At 67.1% G+C, this 20,548-nt stretch carries 13 protein-coding genes, 3 tRNA genes and 1 pseudogene; 10 read left to right on the top strand and 7 right to left on the bottom strand.

Translation table 11 applies throughout. From position 1 onward, the window contains the following. Nucleotide 1: 1 nt before the first annotated feature. Nucleotides 2–86, bottom strand: a tRNA-Leu gene (locus ACVOJ1_RS03750). Nucleotides 87–136: 50 nt separating this feature from the next. Next, nucleotides 137–1,036, bottom strand: coding sequence for a LysR family transcriptional regulator (locus ACVOJ1_RS03745; protein WP_053520458.1), 900 nt, complete (start codon nt 1,034–1,036; stop codon nt 137–139). 100 nt (nt 1,037–1,136) lie between these two features. Between ACVOJ1_RS03745 and ACVOJ1_RS03740 the strand changes: the two genes are divergently transcribed. After that, complete coding sequence (locus tag ACVOJ1_RS03740) at nt 1,137–1,883, top strand: sulfite exporter TauE/SafE family protein (RefSeq protein ID WP_346480029.1); 747 nt, start codon at nt 1,137–1,139, stop codon at nt 1,881–1,883. Nucleotides 1,884–1,946: 63 nt separating this feature from the next. Here the strand turns inward: ACVOJ1_RS03740 and ACVOJ1_RS03735 are convergent. Continuing rightward, nucleotides 1,947–2,031, bottom strand: a tRNA-Leu gene (locus ACVOJ1_RS03735). A 130-nt stretch (nt 2,032–2,161) separates the two neighbouring features. Beyond that, nucleotides 2,162–2,246: transfer RNA gene (locus tag ACVOJ1_RS03730), tRNA-Leu, on the bottom strand. Nucleotides 2,247–2,605: 359 nt separating this feature from the next. On the opposite strand from ACVOJ1_RS03730, the pseudogene rnr reads away from it, so the two are divergent. The 3 genes and pseudogenes from rnr to rlmB all read left to right on the top strand — a co-directional run. Beyond that, nucleotides 2,606–4,834, top strand: a pseudogene (gene rnr, locus ACVOJ1_RS03725) (ribonuclease R); the annotation flags it as partial. Nucleotides 4,835–4,864: 30 nt separating this feature from the next. Beyond that, nucleotides 4,865–5,359, top strand: coding sequence for a GFA family protein (locus tag ACVOJ1_RS03720; RefSeq protein WP_164150823.1), 495 nt, complete (start codon nt 4,865–4,867; stop codon nt 5,357–5,359). 91 nt (nt 5,360–5,450) lie between these two features. Beyond that, complete coding sequence (gene rlmB, locus ACVOJ1_RS03715; RefSeq protein ID WP_111185763.1) at nt 5,451–6,194, top strand: 23S rRNA (guanosine(2251)-2'-O)-methyltransferase RlmB; 744 nt, start codon at nt 5,451–5,453, stop codon at nt 6,192–6,194. 93 nt (nt 6,195–6,287) lie between these two features. Here the strand turns inward: rlmB and ACVOJ1_RS03710 are convergent, their stop codons facing one another. The 3 genes from ACVOJ1_RS03710 to ACVOJ1_RS03700 are packed head-to-tail and all read right to left on the bottom strand — an operon-like array spanning nt 6,288 to nt 10,923. Continuing rightward, nucleotides 6,288–7,727: an efflux transporter outer membrane subunit gene (locus tag ACVOJ1_RS03710; RefSeq protein WP_111185761.1), complete on the bottom strand. Its 1,440-nt coding sequence runs from the start codon at nt 7,725–7,727 to the stop codon at nt 6,288–6,290. Continuing rightward, a complete protein-coding gene (locus ACVOJ1_RS03705) occupies nt 7,724–9,682 on the bottom strand; it encodes a MacB family efflux pump subunit (RefSeq protein ID WP_193395582.1) in 1,959 nt (652 codons plus the stop codon). Before ACVOJ1_RS03705 ends, ACVOJ1_RS03710 begins: the two co-directional genes overlap by 4 nt. Further along, a complete protein-coding gene (locus ACVOJ1_RS03700) occupies nt 9,679–10,923 on the bottom strand; it encodes an efflux RND transporter periplasmic adaptor subunit (protein ID WP_193395581.1) in 1,245 nt (414 codons plus the stop codon). The genes ACVOJ1_RS03705 and ACVOJ1_RS03700 overlap by 4 nt, the downstream gene beginning before the upstream one ends. 205 nt (nt 10,924–11,128) lie before the next feature. On the opposite strand from ACVOJ1_RS03700, the gene ACVOJ1_RS03695 reads away from it, so the two are divergent. The 6 genes from ACVOJ1_RS03695 (at nt 11,129) to ACVOJ1_RS03670 (ending at nt 20,510) form a co-directional block, all read left to right on the top strand. Beyond that, entirely contained in the window at nt 11,129–11,857 is a 729-nt protein-coding gene (locus tag ACVOJ1_RS03695; RefSeq protein WP_053518224.1) for a response regulator, read from the top strand. A 6-nt stretch (nt 11,858–11,863) separates the two neighbouring features. Continuing rightward, on the top strand, nt 11,864–13,273 hold the full coding sequence (locus ACVOJ1_RS03690; RefSeq protein ID WP_053518188.1) for an ATP-binding protein: 1,410 nt from the start codon (nt 11,864–11,866) through the stop codon (nt 13,271–13,273). A 213-nt stretch (nt 13,274–13,486) separates the two neighbouring features. Further along, nucleotides 13,487–15,199, top strand: a complete 1,713-nt coding sequence (locus ACVOJ1_RS03685; protein ID WP_346480028.1) for a PAAR domain-containing protein — start codon at nt 13,487–13,489, stop codon at nt 15,197–15,199. Nucleotides 15,200–15,208: 9 nt separating this feature from the next. Beyond that, nucleotides 15,209–15,976, top strand: coding sequence for a PoNe immunity protein domain-containing protein (locus ACVOJ1_RS03680; RefSeq protein WP_111185753.1), 768 nt, complete (start codon nt 15,209–15,211; stop codon nt 15,974–15,976). Nucleotides 15,977–16,377: 401 nt separating this feature from the next. Further along, a complete protein-coding gene (locus tag ACVOJ1_RS03675; protein WP_111185751.1) occupies nt 16,378–17,151 on the top strand; it encodes a PoNe immunity protein domain-containing protein in 774 nt (257 codons plus the stop codon). Between the two features lie 332 nt (nt 17,152–17,483). Continuing rightward, on the top strand, nt 17,484–20,510 hold the full coding sequence (locus ACVOJ1_RS03670) for a ligand-binding sensor domain-containing diguanylate cyclase (RefSeq protein ID WP_111185749.1): 3,027 nt from the start codon (nt 17,484–17,486) through the stop codon (nt 20,508–20,510). The last annotated feature ends 38 nt before the right edge of the window (nt 20,511–20,548 follow it).

The following is a 20,548-nucleotide window of genomic DNA, read 5'->3' as shown; positions in this document are numbered from 1 at the left end:
GTGGTGCCCAGGAGAGGACTCGAACCTCCACGGTTTTACCCGCTAGTACCTGAAACTAGTGCGTCTACCAATTCCGCCACCTGGGCGACTCAGGAGGGGAATTCTGCGGTACGGCATCGGATGTGTCAACACCATTTCATGCTTTTTTCTCCGCTTCCACGCCGAGGTGCAGCAGCAGGCTGCGCATCGCTGTCGACAGCCGTGTCCAGTCGGCGAAGCAGGCACACAGGCGGCGCTGTGCCCACGCATCCGCGAGGGGCACCGCCAGCGCCTGTGTCGCGCGGCGGTGCTGGCGGGCGATGGTGCGCGGCACGATACCCACGCCGATGCCGTGACCTACCATGATGCACACGCCTTCGAAGGTCTTCATGCGGATGCGCACGTCCAACCGACGGCCGATGTCGCGTGCCTGCGCTTCGATGTAGGTCTGCAGCGCATTGCCATCGGCCAGCGCGACGAAGGTTTCGCTGGCCACATCGGCGAAGGCCAGCGTGCGGCGGGCCGCGAAACGATGGCCTGCGGGCAGCAGCATCACCAGGGGATCCTCGGCAACGACATGGCGTTGCAGGCCGGTTGCCTCGACCGCATCACTGATGATTCCCGCTTCGGCCTGGCCAGCGGTCAGGGCGCGGACCACTTCAGGGCTGGTGCGTTCGTGCAGTTCGACGTGCAGGCGTGGGCGTTCGGCCAGCCAGGGAGCCAACCGGGAGGGCAGGTAGCTGGTCAGTGCGGCGGTGTTGGCATACAGGTGCAGGGTGCCGCGCGCGCCCTTCGCGAAGGCCTGCAGTTCGCCCCGCAGCTGTGCCTGTTGATGCAGGATCTGGCGCGCGTGGTGGGCGAGGGCGGCCCCGGCTTCGGTCAGGCTCACGCCGCGCGGGTGACGCACCAGCAGCGCGGTGCCCGCGTCGTTCTCGATCGCCCGCAGGCGTTCGCTGGCAGAGCCCAGCGCCAGGTTTGCCTGCGCGGCGCCTGCGGTGATGCTGCCGGCGTCGGCCACGGCCAGGAACAGGCGCAGGTCGGCGATGTCCATCCGCATGTCACGGCCCTCGTTGCGTGCCGCCTGCCTTCGGGTCAGCCGAAGGGTGAGGCGCATAAGCCGCATTGTGCGCGGAAGGCGCGCCGGTTCCAATGACGGCATGAGCGAGACGACATTCTTCTATGGTCTGCTGGTTGCCGTGTTCATGCTGGCGGGGGTGGTCAAGGGCGTGACCGGCATGGGCCTGCCGACCGTGGCGATGGGCCTGCTGGGAGGGGCGCTGTCGCCGGTGGCGGCGGCGTCGATGCTGTTCATTCCGACCTTCGTCACCAACGCATGGCAACTGCTGGCCGGGCCATCACTGGGGCCGATCGTGCGACGCCTGTGGCCGATGATGCTGGCCGTGGTGGTGGTGACCCTGGGTGCGGCGACGTTGCTGGTGCGGGTCGACCGCACGTGGTCGCGCGTGGCGCTGGGCGTGGCGCTGGTGGTGTATGCGCTGTACGCCTTGGTTGCGCCGGTATTCCGTGTGCCGCAGCGGCGTGAGCGCTGGCTGGGCCCGCTGGTGGGGGTGATGTCCGGCGTGGTAACCGGGGCGACCGGAGTGTTCGTGATGCCGGCGGTGCCGTACCTGCAGTCGCTGGGGCTGCAACGCGAAGAGCTGGTGCAGGCGCTGGGCCTGGCGTTCACGGTGTCGACCCTCTCGTTGACGGGCGGGCTGGTGCTGCACGGCGCATTCGGTGTGCAGCAGCTGGGACTGAGCGCGCTGGCGGTGTTGCCGGCGCTGGCGGGCATGTGGCTGGGGCAGGTGATCCGGCAGCGGATCAGTGCGCGGGTGTTCCGCGTGTGCTTCCTGGGCTTCCTGCTGCTGCTGGGCCTGGAGCTGGTGCTGCGGCCGTTGTTCTGATCCCGCTGGCTGGCGCCCGGACATGAAAAAACCCGCTTTCGCGGGTTTTTCTCAGTCTCGACGTGGTGCCCAGGAGAGGACTCGAACCTCCACGGTTTTACCCGCTAGTACCTGAAACTAGTGCGTCTACCAATTCCGCCACCTGGGCGTCGAGGAGCGAGATTATGGGGTGCCGTGACGGGGGTGTCAACACCCTTGTGAACGCCCGGCCACGCTGCGGAACGACGGCAGGAAACGCGGGCAAAAAAAATCCCCGCCGAGGCGAGGAGATTTTTCGTTGGTGCCCAGGAGAGGACTCGAACCTCCACGGTTTTACCCGCTAGTACCTGAAACTAGTGCGTCTACCAATTCCGCCACCTGGGCGTTCCAGAGGCGCAATTGTGAAGATGAATCCGCAGGCTGTCAACGACTTCGCGGAGTTTTTTCACGTGGCGCCTGCAAGCGGGTCGCTGACCGGTTCTGCACGCCGTCAGCGGCTACCATGGAGGGCGATGACTACCAAAAAACCAAGCAAGGGCGGGAGCAAGTCCCGCAGCCAGGCCCCGAAGAAGGGCGCCAAGACGGGTGCAGCCCGTACCTCCCAGCCGGGCAAGCCACTGCCGGGCTGGTTCCCGGAACTGGGGGGTGGCGGCGCACCGCCGCGCGGTCGCCCGGGCCGTGGCGGCGACGCCCCGGGACCGGCGCCGGGCCGCAAGCTGCCGCCGGCCGGCAAGGTGATCGAGGATCCCTACGCGTCCCGCGAAGCCGAGAAGTACGAACAGCCCATCGCCAGCCGCGAGGCCATTCTGGCCCTGCTGGAGCGCTGCGAAGGGCCGCAGACTGCCGAGGAGCTGGGTGCCCGCCTGGGCCTGACCGCGCCGGACCGGGCCGAAGCGCTGTCGCGCCGGCTGGGTGCGATGGTCCGTGATGGCCAGCTGGTGCAGAACCGCCGTGGAGGTTTCGCGCCGGTGCAGGCGCTGAGCCTGGTCACCGGTGTGGTGATCGCCAATCCGGAAGGATTCGGGTTCCTGCGCCCGGTCGAGGGCGGTGACGACCTGTTCCTGCCGCCCTTTGAAATGCGCAAGGTGATGCACGGCGACAAGGTGCTGGCGCGTGTCACCGGCATCGATCATCGCGGCCGCCGCGAAGGCAGCATCGCCCGCGTGCTCGAGCGCGGCATGACCCGTCTGATCGGTCGCTTCAGCATCGAGATGGGCATCAATTACGTGGTGCCTGATGACAAGCGCGTGCAGCGCAACGTGCAGGTGCCGCCTGATCAGACCGGAGGTGCGCGTGATGGCCAGCTGGTGGTCTGCGAGCTGACGCAGGCGCCGGACAGCCGCCGTCCGCCGATCGGCCGCATCATCGCGGTACTGGGTGACAAGCTGACCGCCTCGCTGGTGGTGGAGACTGCCATCCACGGCCATGAGCTGCCGTTCGAGTTTCCGCAGGAGGTGCTGGACGAGGCCGCCGCGGTGCCGCTGGTGGTCGAGCCGGCGATGATCGGCGACCGCGTCGACCTGCGTCGCACGCCGCTGGTGACCATCGATGGCGAGGATGCCAAGGACTTCGACGATGCGGTGTATTGCGAGCCGAACGCGGAGGGATTCCGTCTGGTGGTGGCCATCGCCGATGTCTCCAACTATGTGCGTCCGGGCACGCCGCTGGATGAGGAGGCGCAGAAGCGCGCTACCTCGGTGTACTTCCCGGGCTTCGTCGTACCGATGCTGCCGGAGACCCTGTCCAACGGTATCTGCTCGCTGATGCCCAAGGTCGACCGCATGTGCTTCGTCTGCGACATGCAGATCGACCGCGATGGCCAGGTCGTCCACTCGCGCTTCTACGAAGCGGTGATGAATTCGCACGCACGTCTGACCTATACCCAGGTGTGGCAGGCCGTGGGCGAGGACGATGCCGGCGCGAAGGCCGTCATCGGCGATCTGCTGCCCCAGGTGCAGCGCCTGCACCAGCTGTACAAGGTGCTGGCCAAGGCACGTGCAAAGCGCGGGGCCATCGAGTTCGAGAGCAGTGAAGTGCGCTTCGTGCTGGACAATCGTGGCGAAGTCACCCAGGCCGGCATGCTGGTGCGCAACGACGCGCACAAGCTGATCGAGGAATGCATGATCGCCGCCAACGTGGAGGCGGCCAAGTACCTGCTGTCGCGCCATGTGCCAGCGCCGTACCGCGTCCACGAGAAGCCGCCGGAGACCAAGTACGCCGACCTGCTGGAATTCCTCAAGGAGTTCAAGCTGAGCCTGCCGCCGTGGTCGAAGGTGCGCCCCGGTGACTACACCAAGCTGTTGAAGAAGATCCGCGACCGTCCCGATGCCACTCTGCTGGAGTCGGTGCTGCTGCGCAGCCAGAGCCTGGCCGTCTACAGTCCGGACAACCACGGTCACTTCGGGCTCGCGCTGGAGGCGTACGCGCACTTCACTTCGCCGATCCGCCGCTATCCCGATCTGCTGGTGCATCGCGCGATCAAGCATGCGTTGTCGGGCAAGCCGCTGGACAAGTTCACCTACACCGCACGCGAGATGGCAGCGCTGGCGCTGCAGTGCTCCGAGCGCGAGCGCCGCGCTGACGAGGCCGAACGCGAGGTCGACGAGCGTTACCGGGCCGCGTGGATGGAGAAGCATGTCGGCGGCCAGTTCGATGGCGTGATCAGTGGCGTGACCAGCTTCGGTCTGTTCGTGGAACTGGACGATTCCAAGGTGCAGGGCCTGGTCCATGTCACCCAGCTGCCGCAGGACTATTACAAGTTCGATGCGACCCGCAAGACACTGACCGGTGAACGTCGTGGCAGCAGCTACCGGCTGGGTGACCGCGTGCGCATCCTCGTACTGAAGGCCAGCATGGAAGAGCGCAAGATCGACTTCCGGCTGGTCGAACACAAGGGCGAGGAAGAAGAGGCAGGACTGTCGCCGCTGCCCGAACGCGGCAAACCGACCAAGCGCAGGAAAGAGAAGTACTGATCCGTAGAGCCCGTTCCGGAGGAAAGCAGCATGCAGGGCCAACCCGAGTACAGCGGCGGCTGCCAGTGCGGTGCCATCCGCTTCCAGGTGCGCGGTGAGCTGTCCGACAGTTCGATCTGCCACTGCCGGATGTGCCAGAAGGCCTTTGGCGCGTATTACGCGCCTTTGGTCTCGGTGCGCGGCGTGCAGTTCAGCTGGACCCGCGGCCAGCCGCGCTATTTCCAGTCCTCCAATGTGGTCCGGCGCGGTTTCTGCGGCGACTGCGGCACGCCGCTGACCTATGAAGCCCCCGACGGCATGGCCGTGGCGGCGGGGGCGTTTGATCAGCCGGAACGGTTGCCGCCGACGATCCAGTACGGTGTCGAGCGCAAGCTGCCCTTCGTCGATGCCCTGGGCACCCTGCCGGCACGCCGCACGGAGGAGGACGTGGCGGCGCTGGACTTCCTGGCTGCGATCGTTTCCCACCAGCATCCCGACCACGACACGCCACACTGGCCGCCGCGCAGCCGTTCAGCCGACGGGTGAACGGCGGGTAGCGCCGGGCCTGCCCGGCGAGCGCGAAGCGCGGCCGTCGCCGATGCTCTACCATAGCCACCCCCTTTCCGGTCCCGCCCGCATGAGCAAGAACAGCCAGTGGATCGTCGGCGTCAACGCCGTCGCCTCCTCCATCGAGAACGACGCCGAGAACGTCCGCGAAGTGCTGGTCGAGGCCGGTGCGAAGAATCCACGCCTGACCGAAATCGAAGAGAACGCGCGCCGCAAGGGGATCGATGTCCGCCGGGTCACCGCGCAGGCGCTGGACGGCGTTGGCGGTGCGGTCCGCCACCAGGGCGTGGCCGCGCGCTATGCCGCTGCGCGCACCTACAGCGAGAATGAACTGGAAGGCCTGGTCACTGCCGCTGAAGGCCGGGCCCTGCTGCTGGTGCTGGATGAGGTACAGGACCCGCACAACCTGGGCGCCTGCCTGCGTTCGGCCGCGGCGGCCGGTGCCACTGCGGTGATCATTCCCAAGGACAAGTCGGCGACGGTGAATGCCACCGTGCGCAAGACCTCGGCCGGCGCCGCCGACCGTATCCCGGTGGTGGCCGTGACCAACCTGTCGCGCTGCCTGAAGGATCTGCAGAAGCAGGGCGTGTGGATCTACGGCCTGGCCGGTGAAGCGACCGCGTCGCTGTACGATCTGGACCTGAAGGGCAACATCGCCGTGGTGCTGGGCGGTGAAGCCGACGGCCTGCGCCGCCTGACCCGCGAGAACTGCGATGGACTGGTCAAGATCCCGATGCCGGGCGAGATCGAGAGCCTGAACGTATCGGTCGCCGCGGGCGTCAGCCTGTTCGAGGCCGTGCGCCAGCGCGGCTGATCGTCCCGTGGCAGCGCCGGGCCATGCCCGGCGGATCCAGTCCGACCACGCTCATGGCGTGCCGCGCTCCACGCCGCCGGGCATGGCCCGGCGCTACCCCGCGCTGCCGCCCAGCGCCTTGAACAGCGTCACATCGTTGGTCAACTGGCTCTGCCGGACGCGGGCCAGTGACAACTCCGCATCGCGCCGGGTCTGCTGGGCTTCCAGCCAGGTCCGCAGGTCGGTGGCACCGACGCGGTAGCGCACTTCCTGCATGCGTTCCACTTCCACCGCCTCGTCATACGAGGCCTGCGACGCCGCCACCTGGCGCGCCAGCTGCTCGCGTGCCGACAGCGCGTTGTCCACTTCCGACAGCGCGGTGTACAGCGTCTTGCGGAACCCGGTCGCGGCGATCTGGTAGTTGGTACCGGCCACGTCGGTATCCAGCTGTGCGCGCTGCAGGTTGAGGAAGGGCAGGGACAGGCCGGCACCGAGCGTGGCCACCGGATTGCGCAGGACATCGCCCAGCGAGGTCGCGCTGGAACCGAGGCTGCCGGTCAGGCTCAACGCCGGGTAGTACTGGGTGGCGGTGACCTTGATCGTCTTCAGGCTGTTGCGCAGCCGCAGCTCGGCCGCGCGCAGGTCGGGACGGCGAGCGAGCAGGTCCGCCGGCAGGCCTTCAGCGATGGCAGGGCTGCGTGCCTGCAGCAGGTTCTGCGGCTCGTCCTGTTGCGGCCACGGGGTGCCGTCGAGCAGCACGGTCAGCGCATTGCGCACTTCCACGCGCTGCTGTTCCAGCGCACTCTGCGCAGCGCGCTGCGACTGCAGGTTCTGCAGGGCCTGGCGTACTTCCAGGCGCGAAACCGCACCGGCGTCGAAACGGGCCTGGACCAGTTCGCGGGTGCGTTCCAGCCGCTCCAGGTTGGCCTGGCCGGTGCTGATCGACTGGTTGAGATACGCCAACGCCCAGTACTGGCTGATGGCATCGCCGATCACCAGCAGGGCGGTGTTCTGTCGATCTTCCTCGGTGGCTTCAGCCTCCCAGCGTGCGATGTCGCGCTGGGTCCTCAGCCGGCCCCACAGATCGACTTCCCAGGCCAGCGAAACGCCGGTGGAATAGCTGCGGCGCCAGTCGTCGGCCTGGTCGGTGGCACGGCTGCCGCTGCCACTGACGCCCGACGAGGACGGTTGTGGCCAAAGCGCGTTGCTGGCCAGCCCGGCCTGCAGGCGGGAACGCTGCACGGCCAGGCCGGCGGCGGCAAGGTCACTGTTGGCGGCCAGCGCCCGGGCTACCAGCCGGTCCAGACGTTCATCACCGAAACCGCTCCACCAGACATCCTCGCGGATGTCGCGGGCAGGCGTATCCAGGCTGCTCCGTGGAGCGTCCACCGGTGCGTTGAGCGCGGCATCGCCACGCCCATAAGCAGCAGCCACGTCGGGATCGGCAACCGGATAACGGCCGACCGAGGCACAGCCGGACAGGGCAATCAGTACGGCGCCGGCCAGCAGCAGGCGCGAGGGAGCAGGAAAGGGGAGCATGGGCATCGTCTTCATTCGCGGGCCAGGGCCTCCACCGGGTCGAGCTGCGCGGCATTGCGCGCGGGAAGGAAGCCGAAGCCCACGCCGATCAGGGTGGAACAGGCAAATGCGGCGATGATCGAAGCGGTGGAGAACAGCACCTGGAAGTCGCTGGCGAAACGTCCGATCATCGAGCCCAGCAGCAGCGCCAGGCCGACGCCGAGCAGGCCGCCGAGCAGGCAGACCAGCACCGCCTCGATCAGGAACTGCTGGCGGATGTCACTCTGCCGCGCACCCACGGCCATGCGCACACCAATCTCGCGGGTCCGCTCGGTGACCGAGACCAGCATGATGTTCATCACGCCGATGCCTCCGACAAGCAGTGCGATGGCGGCGATCGCGCCGATCAGCAGGGTCATCGTGCGCGTGGTCTGCTCGATGGTCTCGCGGATTTCGGCGCTGTTGCTGAGGAAGAAATCCTCGGTACCATGGCGCATCGTCAGCAGGCGGGTGATCGCCTCCTGCGCGGCGTCCATCGGCGTGGCGTCATCCACGCGCACGGTGATGCTGGAGACGTGACTCTGGCCCAGCATGCGTGACATCACGGTCGTGTACGGCACCCAGACGCTGAGACTGGTGCTGCCACCAAAACCGAAGCTCTGCCGCTTGGCAACACCGACCACCCGCACCGGCACGTTGCCGAGCAGGATGACCTGGCCGACAGGATCGACACCGGGGAAGAACTGGGTCTGGGTGTTCTCGTCGATGATCGCGACCTGGGCCAGCCCTCGCACCGCATCGGCATCGAAGAAGCTGCCACTGAGCAGGGTCACGCCCTTGACCCGGAAGAACTGCTCGCCAACGCCGCTGACCTGGGCGGTAGAGGACTGGTTGCGATAACGCGCGGTGACCGAGGTCGACACGCTGGGCGTGGCGCTGTCCACGTAGCTCTGCCGTGAGAGCGCATCGGCATCGCTGGCCTTGAGCGTCTGCACACGTGCAGAGCGCATGTCGCCAAAACCGCGGCCGGGATACACATCGATGGTGTTGGTTCCCAGCGCGCTGATGTTCTGCAGGATCTGCTGCTGCGAGCCGTTGCCGAGCGCGACCACCGAGACCACCGAAGCAATGCCGATGATGATGCCGAGCATGGTCAGGAACGTGCGCAGGCGATGCGCGTTCATCGCCAGCAGGGCCATGCGGAACGCTTCGGTGAAGCGGTCGCGCGCTGCGCGCCAGCTGCTGCCGTGGGCAACACCGGTGCTGGCCTCGCGTCGCGCACGATAGGACGGCGCATCAGGATTGGCGCGGTCGGCGATGATCTCGCCATCGCGGATCTCGATGATGCGCTGGGCATGCTCGGCCACGCTCATGTCGTGGGTGACGATGATGATGGTATGTCCCTCGGCATGCAGCTCGCCCAGGATCGCCATCACCTCTTCGCCGGATTTCGTATCCAGGGCGCCGGTGGGTTCATCGGCCAGGATCACCTCCCCGCCGTTCATCAGTGCACGCGCGATCGACACGCGCTGCTGCTGGCCACCGGACAGCTGGCCCGGCTTGTGATGCATGCGATCGCCCAGCCCGAGCCGTTGCAGCAGCTGCTCGGCCCGCGCGTTGCGTACCGGGCCGGGGCTGCCCGCGTATACCGCCGGCACTTCCACGTTGCCGCGTGCATCCAGGTCACCGAGCAGGTGGTAGCGCTGGAAGATGAAGCCGAAATGCCCGCGCCGCAGTTCGGCCAGCTCGTCCGGCTGCATCCGGCCGGTTTCTCGGCCGGCCACCTGGTAGCTGCCGCGGGTGGGGCGATCCAGGCAGCCGAGGATGTTCATCAGGGTGGACTTGCCCGAACCGGACTGGCCGACGATGGCGACCATTTCGCCGGCGTGGATGTCCAGGTTGACGTCGCGCAGTACGGCAATGACGTCGTCGCCGGCCGGGAACTCGCGTCGCAGGTCACGCAGGCGCAGCAACGGCGCCGTCGTGCTCATCGGCGCGGGCCCATGCCCGGGCCGCCGACGCGCATCTGCATGCCTCCCCGGTTGCCGCCGCCCGCAGACGCTGCTGCGGCGCTGGCCTCGCCGACCACCACGCGTTCGCCCTCCTGTAGGCCTGAGAGGATTTCAGCCGATGCACCGTTGTTGATGCCGACCTTGACCTTGCGCGGTTGTGGCTGGCCCCGATCATCCACCACCCGTACCACGCGCTCGCCGTCGCGGGTCTTCGGCCCCAGTGCCACCGCCGGTACCATCAGCACGCCCTTGGCCTGCTTGAGCAGGACCGACACCTGCGCGGTCATGTCGATGCGCAGGGTGCCGTCCGGGTTCTCCACGTCGAACAGGGCGTTGTAGTACACCGCGCTGCTGGAGCTGGAACTGGAAGAGCTGCTGGAGCTGGACGAGCTTTCATTGGCGATCGATGCCGGTGCCGGATTGATCTGCCGCAGCGTGGCGTGATACTTCCGGTCCGGGTCGCCCAGCGTGGTGAAGTACACCGGCATGCCGGCCTTGATCTTCACAACGTCCGCCTCGGACACCTCGGCATTGACCGTCACCACGTCCAGGCGCGCCAGCATGACGATGGTCGGCGCGGTCTGGTTGGCGTTCACCGTGCGGCCTTCCTCGGCCACCACGGCGACCACGGTGCCGTCCATCGGCGCGGTGATCCGGGTGTAGGCCAGGTTGGCCCGGGCGGTGCCCAGCTCGGTTTCGCGACCCTTGATCTGTGCCTCGTAGGACTGCAGCTGGGCGCGCGCGGTTTTCAGCTGTGCTTCGGCGGCATCGTACTCCTGGCGGGAGGTGGCCTCGGCGGCCAGCATCTGCTGCTGGCGTGCGAATTCCAGCTCGGCCTGGCGCAGTGTCGCCTGCTGCACCGCCCGCTGCGCGATCACCTGGTCCAGCGAGGCCTGTGCGTTGAGCACCTGGTTCTGCTGGGTGGTGGCGTCGATCTCGGCGATCAGGTCGCCTTCCTTCACCGTATCGCCCAGCTGCACCTTCAGCGATTTGATCTGGCCGGAGGCCTGCGCACCTACGCTGACCAGCTTGTAGGCGTCGATCACGCCGGTCGCCTCGACGGTCTGTTCGATGTCGCCACGGCCTACGGGGGTGGTGGCCAGGGCCGGCGCGGCCGGCCTGCGCAGCAGCCACCAGGCGGCCACGGCAGCGATCAGGACGAGCAGGGCGGCCAGCATCAGGCGGCCCCGGCGGGTTGCGGGCAACAGGCGGCGGATCACGTGGTGGCTTCACTCTCGGTGCCGCGATGGCGGCGATGGTGGGCATTGTGAAGACCGGGCGATCAACCGCTCAATCCTCAGGGTGTGTCTGTGTGTAACACTGTCGGCGAAAGCGCGTATCGACAGGTATCCGGCCCGCGGGTGGATACAGTGGTACGCATTGGCCAGGATGCGGTTCAGCTCCCGACACGGGATGATCCGCGACATGGAGACTGAAAACCCGATGCATCGACTGCTGATCGTCGACGACGACAACGACATCCGCACCCTGCTGGCCGAACAGCTCGGCCGCGCCGGCTACCAGGTCAGCACGGCGGCCGACGGCACCAGCATGCGCCAGCTGCTGGAGCGCGAACACGTGGACCTGATCGTGCTCGACCTCAACCTGCCGCGCGAGGATGGCCTGACCCTGTGCCGTGACCTGCGCGCTCGCTCGAACACGCCGGTGATCATGCTGACCGCCCGCGCGGAACCGATCGATCGCGTGCTGGGCCTGGAAATGGGCGCCGATGACTATCTGGCCAAGCCGTTCGAGCCGCGCGAGCTGCTGGCGCGCATCCGCAACGTGCTGCGCCGTACCGAAGCCCTGCCGGCCAATCTGGAGCCACTGGCGGTGCGCCGTGCACGATTCTCGCGCTGGGTGTTCGATCTGGAGCACCGCCACCTGGTCGATCCGGACGGGCGCGTGGTGGTGCTGTCCGGCGCGGAGTTCCGCCTGCTGCGGGTGTTCATCGCACATGCCAACAAGGTCCTGTCGCGCGAGCAGCTGGTCGCGCTCAGCAGCGGCCGTAACTATGAGGCGCAGGATCGCGCGATCGACCTGCAGGTCAGCCGCCTGCGCAACAAGCTGGGTGACGATGGCGGTCCCGATGGGCTGATCAAGACCGTGCGCAACGAAGGCTATGTCCTCGCCTCGGCCGTCAACCTGGAATAAGCCGCGATGAATCGCCTGCGCCACTTTCTGTCCTCGATGGTCGGGCGGCTGTTCGTGATCCTGCTGCTGGGCATGTCGGTGGCGGCGATCGGCGCGACCATGCTGGCCACCTCCAAGCGGCAGCAGGAGTTCGAGCGGCAGAACCTCAACCGCATCGCCGATCGCCTGCAGGGCTACGTCAATCTGCTCGACGGCAATCCCGAGCTGCGCGAGCGCCTGCTGGAAGTGGGCGGGCCGAGCGTGCGCGCGCTGCAGTCCGGTGCGCGCGTGGGACGTGCCGATGCTGCGCTGATGGAAGTGCTGGAGGACCGCCCGGGCCCGGTCGCGCGGGCGCAGGTGCACTTCACTTCGTTCCGCTCCTGCATTCCCAGGCTGCAGGAACTGCTGCCACCGCCGCCGCCCGGCTACCGCAAGCATCCTCGCGAGCGCGATCCGGCGTTCATCCCGCCCAAATGCCGCGCGGTGGACGTCACCCTCAACGACGGTACGTTGCTGAAGCTGGCACTGGATTCCCCGGCGGTGGCCCACAACGGCATCCTGGCCGTGGACCCGCTGTTCCTGACCCTGCTTGTGCTGGCCATCGCGGTACTGGCCTACATCGTGGCACGCATGGCCAGCGCACCGCTGCAGGAGCTGGCCGCCGCCGCCGAGGATCTTGGCGACGACCTGCAGCGCGATCCGCTGCCGCTGCGCGGCCCGCGTGAAGTACAGCGCGCCGCCGAGGCCTTCAACGCCATGCAGCACCGCCTGCAGCGACACCTGGCCGAGCGTACGCAGATGCTGGCGGCGATCACCCACGATCTGCAGACACCGCTGACCCGCCTGCGCCTGCGGCTGGAGAACGTGACCGATGAGGCGCTGCGCGAGCGCCTGATCGGCGATCTGGCTGCGATGCAGGCACTGGTCCGCGAAGGCCTGGAACTGGCCCGAAGTGCCGAGAGCGCCGAGCAGCGCGCTGCACTGGACCTGGATTCGCTGCTGGAGAGCATCGTCGAGGACACCGCAGAAGGTGGGGCCGATGTCGTCTTCGAGGGCAGGAGCGATGCGGTGCTGATGCTGCGGCCACTGGCGATGCACCGCCTGTTCTCGAACCTGGTGGACAACGCGGTGATGTACGGCCAGCGCGTGCGGGTGCGCATCGAGCGGGGCGGCGGCAGCATCACCGTGGTGGTGGCCGATGATGGCCCCGGCCTGGCCGACGACCAGCTGGAAGCCGTGTTCGACCCGTTCGTACGGGTGGAGACCTCGCGTTCGCGCGAAACCGGCGGGGCGGGGCTGGGCCTGACCATCGCGCGCGCGCTGGCCGAGAAGGACGGCGCGCGGCTGTGGCTGCGCAACCGTGCCGAGGGCGGACTGGAAGCCGTGGTGCAATGGCCGGCCAGTGCACAGGTGGTGGCGCCGGGTCGGGCAGGCTGAGCAGACGCGGTGGGGGCTGCGTTCCGGCAGGCCCCACGCAAAACTGACGCGATAGCCCTGCCTGCAGCACGATAGGGCGAATGCGTCACCCACGGTAATTGCCTGCGCTGCAGGGCGTTTTACAGGCAGTCGAGGCAATTGCGTCAGCGTTGAATTGCCTGCGCTGCGTGCGGCCGGTCACCTGAAGCCATCGAAGTTCCTTGCGGATGGCAGATGGCACGGATGTGGATCGTGGTGGGCGACGCCACCACGGGCGGCGGGCGGGTGCTGACCGGATCGTCGAATACGGATATCGAAGGCAAGGCCGTCGCCTGCGTGGGCGACAAGGCAACGTGCCCGAAGCATGGCGGCGCGTTCGAGATCGTCACCGGTGACCCGATGCTGATCCTCGACGGCAAGCCGATCGCGCGCGAAGGCGATTCGCTGGCCTGTGGCTGCAGGCTGCTCGGAGGCGCTCAGTCGCTGGTGTACGTGGTTGACGGCGGTGGCGGTGGCGGTGCGTCGGTCTCCGCGGCGCCGGCCGCGCCGGCAGCAGTGAACCTGTGGAACGCCACGCCGCCGCCCAGCGGTTTCGTTGCCCGCGATGCGGTCGCTACGCGCGAGGTCGTGCTGCATTGCCACTACGGCGACCTGGACTGCACGCCCGCGCGCGGTGTCAGTTACCGGGCGACCCTGTCCGATGGCCGCGTGCTCAGCGGCCATCTCGATGACGAAGGTCGTGCACGCCTGCCGCAGGTAAGCGTGGGGCCGGTGCAGGTAATCTACCAGCACGAGGCCGACAGCACCGACTCGGCTGAGATCGAGGCCTGCCGCGAACGCCTTCGCGCGGCCCTGCAGCGCATCGTGCAGCAGACCCGGCAGGATTTTGCTGCGGACTGGCGGCAATGGAACAGTGCCAGCGCTGCGCATCAGGCCTTCCTGATGGAACTGAATCGCATCGAAGGCCAGGCCAGAGGCACATGGGACTGGGCCAGCGGCAGCGTGGAAGCGGTGTGGCAGCTGGCGGTGCTGCGCTTCAAGGCCGATGCGGAACTGCGCGAACTGAGCGGACTGCTGCTGACGGGCGACTGGGACGGGCTGGATGCACGCATCGCGGGGCATCGTGCAGCAGGCGAGCAGGTGCTGGACAAGGCCAGTGCGATCAAGGAGCAGCTGATCCTGCTGTTCGACGACGGCCCGACCTGGCAGTTGTTGGCGGCGTTCCCCGCGGACTGGGCGAAGGCGGTGCCGCCAGACGAGCTGCAGGAGCTGACCCAGCGCTACGGCAGCCAGTTTGCGCTCGATGTCGTGATCAGCGTGCTGCTGGGCGCGTTCAGCGCAGGCACGGCGGGAACGGCCTATGGCGGCGCAACCTGGGCGGCCCGGATCGGGCGGTTGGGGCAGCGTCTGGCAGCACTGCTGGACGAGCTGGGCGAGGCGTTCACGGCACTGGCGCGGGCATTGCGCTCGCGCAAGCGTCGGCACACGGAAAGCCGGGCGCCGGATGCCGATGGGGTGGTGGAAACCCGGCTGCCGCGCACGCGCGCCGCAGGTGCCGCGTTCGGTGAGGCGAGGGCGCATCAGGCGATGCTGGACAAGGGCCTGACGCCAGTGGGAAAGACCGATGGCGTGTATCGTCCGGGAGAGAATGGCATCGATGGGGTCTACAGCCACCCGGATCCGCCGCCCGACTATGTGATCACCGAAGCGAAGCACAACACGGGCCGGTTGGGTGGACCGTACAGGGACGGTACGCGGCAGATGGACAGCGAATGGATAAACGAGCGTCTTGATTCCAAGGTGGGGGTCGTAGAGGCAAGAAGGATGAGGGATGCGATGAATCAGGGGCGGGTTGAGTCGATTCTGATCAGGGTGGCCGAAGATGGCACGACGCAGTCCTACAAGCTTGGCGTGGACGGAAGGGTGATTGGCCCTTCATCATTTTGAACTGGACCGATGATGCGCGATAGCAGGAAATCCAAGGCATATTTCTCTGGAATCATCGAGTTCCGGCTGGATGAGGTTGCAGAGGTCGTTGATCGTATTGATTCACACAGGTACACCGACGTCGGACGCGCCAATGCATCGAGTTCCGTGTTTTCCCTGCTCCTTCAGATAATGGTCATGCGCTACTCGCGTGGCGACGATCTGGTTGAAGTACTGGGGGGGCTGGAAGAATTGCTGCTTGCAAGGCGGCGCGTTGATCTGTGCGCCGATGCCTTGGGCGCACAGGATCAGATGATTCGTGCAGTGTGGGAGGATCTTCGGCCGGACAGGTACACAAAGTACCTCTGGTGGTTGGCATTCTCGGTTGCCGCGGGTATGGAGGGCTCTTATGTGCGAAGTGCACTTGGCTTGATGAAGCACGCCGGGGAAGACGAGCTTTTCGACAGAGTTGCGATTGCATTGGGAGACACAGGCCGACCCGCTGCCAATCACGTGCTGTATCGCCAGTACCTTCCGCTAGCAAAGGCCGTCGCATCGATCCAGGACCGACCGGGGCTCGTAAAGAAGTTCCTGGATGGCTGGTATGCGGGCAGCCGCAACCTCTATTGGCACGGGAATCACCGTGACGACGACAGCGGCTACATGGGCTACTGGGCCTTTGAGGCCGCGCTGGTCGTGATGCTGTTCGATATCGACGATTCGAGCTTCCGCGACCACGAGTACTACCCGGCCGATCTGGTGGCTTATTACAGGCGTTGTGCTGGCGCAGGTATCTGATGGTCAGGCGGCTCAGATGCTTGCACCGGGTGCGGGGACGAATCGAGCGCGGCGGCGATGCGATCAGCCAGCGGCTTCGTCGCCCGCGACGCGGTCGCCGGAGGTGAGGTGGTGCTGCATCGCCACTACGGCGCCCCTACCCGATACCGAGTGCTCAGCGGCCACATGGATGGCGAGGGCGGCGCACGCGCGCCGCAGGCGCCGCGTTCGGCGAGGCGATGGCGCATCAGGCGATGCTGGGCAAGGGCCTGACGCCAGTGGGAAAGACCGATGGCGTGTATCGTCCGGGAGAGAATGGCATCGATGGGGCCTACAGCTACCCGGATCCGCCGCCTGACATACATTGGTGATGAAAAAATCGGCGACACCGTTTCTTTGATCGGCCCGTGGGACGATGGCGCATGAGTGCGCAGCGTGACACCCGGATGCTGGAGCCGTACTTCACGGATTGGATCGATTATGACTCCGTGGAGGTGGCGCGTATTGATCATTCAATCGCGACTCGAGCCTATCCTCCCAGGGGATGTGTTCTCGGCGCGTCGGATGTGTCCGGTCGCATCCTTCGTCGGTTGGTCATGCGATTCTCAAGGGGCGACGCTATTGTTTCGCTTCATGATGACCTGAACCAGCTGCTTGTTTCGCGTGGGCAGCTTCTGCATCAGTGCGATCAATTGCCTTTGGAGGACCAGAACTATCGCGCACAGTTCGAGGATCTTCGTGAAGATCACTACGTCGATCACCTCTGGTGGCTGGCGATCGCGGTCAGCGCCGGTATGGGCTCGACCTACCTTGCGAGGGCCCTCACGCTGATTGGGAATGCGGGAAAGGATCGACTCTTTGACGAAATCGCGATACTGCTGGTTGAAGATGAAAGAGTTCTGGGGAGGCAGGTGCTGTATCGCCAGTACCTTCCGCTCATGGAAGCAATCGCCTCACCCTCGGACCGGCCCGGTCTCGTAAAGAAATTCCTGGACGGCTGGTATGCAGGCAGCCGCAACGTGTACTGGCACGGCAACCACCGTGACGTCGACAGCGGCTACATGGGCTACTGGGCCTTCGAGGCCGCGCTGGTCGTAATGCTGTTCGACATCGACGATGCGGGCTTCCGCGACCACGAGTACTACCCGGCGGATCTGGTGGCCCATTACAGGCGTCGTGCTGGCGACAGGACGTAGCTGTCCCTCCGCAGAGGCGCCAGGCGAGGGGTCTTCTGGTCCTGCCTGTGGTCACCGCCTGGGCTCGGGAAGGTGTGCCGGACCACGCCCTTCCGCCAGAAATCCGTACCGCCTGCACGGGTGAGCCAGAAAGCCCGCCGTTGCTGCCCGGGGGAGGGGGGGGCACGGCTGGGCAGGCGCGGCGGGCTGGCGTTTGCCCTATCATTCGCGCATCTCCCCAGACGCCCCCCGATGAGCCAGCCTGTTCCCGTCGGCACGCCGCCCCGCGCTGCCTGGGCATTTCCACCTGCCGCCCCGCCTGGCCGCAGTACCCGGCCGCCACTGCTGCGGTGATGGGCGGGCAGGGGGACGACGGGCGCTGGGTGGAGCGTCACGCGTGGGACTGGAGGGCGGTGCTGCGACACAGCCTTCTGTGGCTGCTGCTGGCTGCTGCATTGCCGTTGCATGCACAGAGCGGTGCACCGCCGCTGCGCGACTACGCCATCGATGTGTGGACCTCGCGCAACGGCCTGCCGCACAACTCGCTGCGCGACATCGCGCAGACGCCGGAAGGCCATCTCTGGTTTGCCACCTGGGAAGGCCTGGTGCGCTACAACGGCCTGGATTTCACCGTGTACGACCGCAGCACGCGGCCCGGGCTGCGCGACAACGGCATCGGCGCGTTGTTCGTCGACCGTCAGGGCGGGCTGTGGATCAGCGACTCGCGCGGCAATGTCAGCCGACGTGGCAGTGATGGCCAGTGGCGTGTGTGGGAGCACCAGCCGGATACCCCGCAGGTACTGATCCAGTCGATGCAGATGGACAGCCAGGGGCGCCTGTGGCTGCTCTACGAAGGCAAGGGCCTGGGTTATCTCGCGCCGGACAAAGGCCTTGTCTATCAGGCGCCGGCTGCCGATCTGCCGATGGCGATGAGCTTCACCAAACTGGTGGTGGATGCGCAGGATCGGGTCTGGGTCGGCACGCTCGATGGCCTGGTACTGCGTGACAACGATGGCGTGCTGAAGCGCGCGCCCGCCGCCTGGGGGCTGGGCGCGGGCAGTGGCCTGTCCTGGCCGTACCGGGCGCCGGACGGTGCGCTGTGGATCGTGGCGGGCGAGCGCCTGTACCGGGTCGAGGATGACCGGCTGGTGCTGGTGCACCGGCTGCCGGGCCAGCTGCACCTGACCTCGATGCTGCAGGACCGCCACGGTGATCTCTGGCTGGGCACCGAGAACCAGGGGCTGCTGCGGATTTCCTCGCATGGACTGGAGCGGCTGCCTGCGGGCCTGAGCCTGCCGGGCGGGCGCGTGGTGAGCCTGCGCGAGGATGACGAGGGCAGCATCTGGGTGGGGGCCAACGGCGGCCTGTACCGCCTGCGCGAGACCCTGTTCAGCAGCTACACCGAGCGCGATGGGCTCAGCGGCGATTACGTGCGCACCGTGCTGGAAGATCGTGACCGCCAGCTGTGGGTGGGCAGTGCCAGTGGCCTGGATCGACAGAATGCCGATGGCCGTTTCCAGGCCATGCCGCTGCACAACCGCGGTGGCAAGGCGCCGTCGGTGCTGAGCCTGGCGCAGGGGCCGGACGGCGATCTCTGGGTGGGAACCTTCGGTGACGGCGTCTACCGCCTGTCCCGGGACGGCCGCCTGCGCCACAACTACGCCGCCGACGATGGCATGCCGGGTGGCAACATCCGCGCGATCAGCGTGGATTCGAGCGGGGCGGTCTGGGCCGGAACGCAGAAGGGAGTGGTGCGCATCGACGGCGACCGGGTGCAGGTGTCGCCGGTGGCGGGCATGCCGACCGGGCTGATCACAGCGCTGGAACACGATCACCAGGGCAACCTGTGGATCGGCACGATCGAGGGCATCCGCGTGCTGCGCGGCAACCGTGTGCAGGCGATCGATCTGGCGCCGCTGGGGGGCGGACGCAGTGTGTTCGGCTTCCACCAGCTCGGTGACGCGATGTGGATCAGCAGTGATCGCGGCCTGTACCGCTGGCAGGGCGGGCGGCTGGCCCGCGTCGGCCTGGAGCAGGGCATGCCGGTCGACGCGGTGTTCCAGCTGGTACCCGACCGGCTGGGCAACGTATGGATCAGCAGCAACCGTGGCGTGCTGCGCACCGACATGGCGACTCTCAATGCCGTGGCCGACGGCCGCGCGCCGCGGGTGAGCGTGGAGCGCTACAACGAGATCGACGGCATGGCCAATGCACAGGCCAACGGCAGCTCCGGCCCCTCGGCGATCCTGCGCCAGGATGGCACCTTCTGGGTGGTCACCGCGGGGGGCCTGAGTACGGTCGATCCGCAGCGCCTGCAGCGCTTCCGCGAACGGCGGGCACCGCCAGCGGCGATCGAGAACGTGCAGGTGGACGGCGCGCCGGTGCACTGGGAGGGCGCCGAACGCAATCTGATTCCCGGTGGTCGTCGCCTCGCGGTGAGCTATGTCGGCCTGAGCTACCTGATGTCGGACCGGATCCGCTACCGCACGCGCCTGGATGGACTGGACAGCGGCTGGGTCGAGCGCGGTCCACAGCGCAGCGTGGAGTTCGTTGGCCTGCCACCGGGCGATTACACGCTGCACGTGGCCGCCGCGCACCCGAGTGGCGCCTGGGGCCAGCAGGAAGCCGTATGGAGCTTCAGCGTGGAGCCGTTCTGGTGGCAACGGCGCAGCGTGCAGGCGCTGGGCGGCATCCTGCTGCTGGCCGGGCTGGTGGCGCTGTACCGCTTCCTGCTGCAGCAGCTGAAGGCCAGCAACCTGCGTCTGGCTCGCCGCGTGGACGAGGCCACCTTCGACCTGCAGGCCCAGACCGTCCATCTGCAGGCGGTGAACCAGGAGAAGACCGAGCTGGCCGAACGCCTCGCACGGCAGGCCGAAGCGTTCGAGCGCCAGGCGCGGGAGGATGCGCTGACCGGATTGGCCAACCGCCGCGGCTTTGATGAAACCCTGGCGCGTGACTTCGCACGATCGCAGCGCAGCGGCCACCCGCTATGCCTGGTGGTGCTGGATATCGATCACTTCAAGGCTGTCAACGATCGCTACAGCCACAGTACCGGTGATGCGGTACTGGTCGAGGTGGCGCGGGTGATCGCCACGGCCTGTCGTGACTCGGACCTGCCTGCGCGCACGGGCGGCGAAGAATTCGCGCTGCTGCTCAACGACACCCGGCTGGAGGAAGCCGCGCAGCTGTGCGCGCGGTTGCGGGGGCTGTTCCATGACCACCCGGACTGGGCGGGCGTGGATGGGCTGAGGGTGACCTTCAGTGCGGGACTGGTCGAACTGGAGGCCGAAGACCGCACCCCGGCCCTGCTGTACCAGCGCGCCGACCGCGCGCTCTACCGTGCCAAGAGCGACGGGCGGGATCGCACGAGCATCGGTTGACGCGCCGGCGGTGCCGGCCCACGGTGGGCACCCACGCC

This window comes from Stenotrophomonas sp. STEN225, assembly GCF_056756445.1.
The sequence above is the reverse complement of the archived record's forward strand: the minus strand, read 5'-3'. Positions and strand labels throughout refer to the sequence as shown.

Excerpts from the sequence above, each read along its gene's own strand:
- ACVOJ1_RS03745 (WP_053520458.1), bottom strand. The coding sequence starts at position 1,036 with ATGCGGATGGACATCGCCGACCTGCGCCTGTTCCTGGCCGTGGCCGAC.
- ACVOJ1_RS03740 (WP_346480029.1), top strand. The coding sequence starts at position 1,137 with ATGAGCGAGACGACATTCTTCTATGGTCTGCTGGTTGCCGTGTTCATG.
- ACVOJ1_RS03720 (WP_164150823.1), top strand. The coding sequence starts at position 4,865 with ATGCAGGGCCAACCCGAGTACAGCGGCGGCTGCCAGTGCGGTGCCATC.
- rlmB (WP_111185763.1), top strand. The coding sequence starts at position 5,451 with ATGAGCAAGAACAGCCAGTGGATCGTCGGCGTCAACGCCGTCGCCTCC.
- ACVOJ1_RS03710 (WP_111185761.1), bottom strand. The coding sequence starts at position 7,727 with ATGAAGACGATGCCCATGCTCCCCTTTCCTGCTCCCTCGCGCCTGCTG.
- ACVOJ1_RS03705 (WP_193395582.1), bottom strand. The coding sequence starts at position 9,682 with ATGAGCACGACGGCGCCGTTGCTGCGCCTGCGTGACCTGCGACGCGAG.
- ACVOJ1_RS03695 (WP_053518224.1), top strand. The coding sequence starts at position 11,129 with ATGGAGACTGAAAACCCGATGCATCGACTGCTGATCGTCGACGACGAC.
- ACVOJ1_RS03690 (WP_053518188.1), top strand. The coding sequence starts at position 11,864 with ATGAATCGCCTGCGCCACTTTCTGTCCTCGATGGTCGGGCGGCTGTTC.
- ACVOJ1_RS03685 (WP_346480028.1), top strand. The coding sequence starts at position 13,487 with ATGGCACGGATGTGGATCGTGGTGGGCGACGCCACCACGGGCGGCGGG.
- ACVOJ1_RS03680 (WP_111185753.1), top strand. The coding sequence starts at position 15,209 with ATGATGCGCGATAGCAGGAAATCCAAGGCATATTTCTCTGGAATCATC.
- ACVOJ1_RS03675 (WP_111185751.1), top strand. The coding sequence starts at position 16,378 with ATGAGTGCGCAGCGTGACACCCGGATGCTGGAGCCGTACTTCACGGAT.
- ACVOJ1_RS03670 (WP_111185749.1), top strand. The coding sequence starts at position 17,484 with ATGGGCGGGCAGGGGGACGACGGGCGCTGGGTGGAGCGTCACGCGTGG.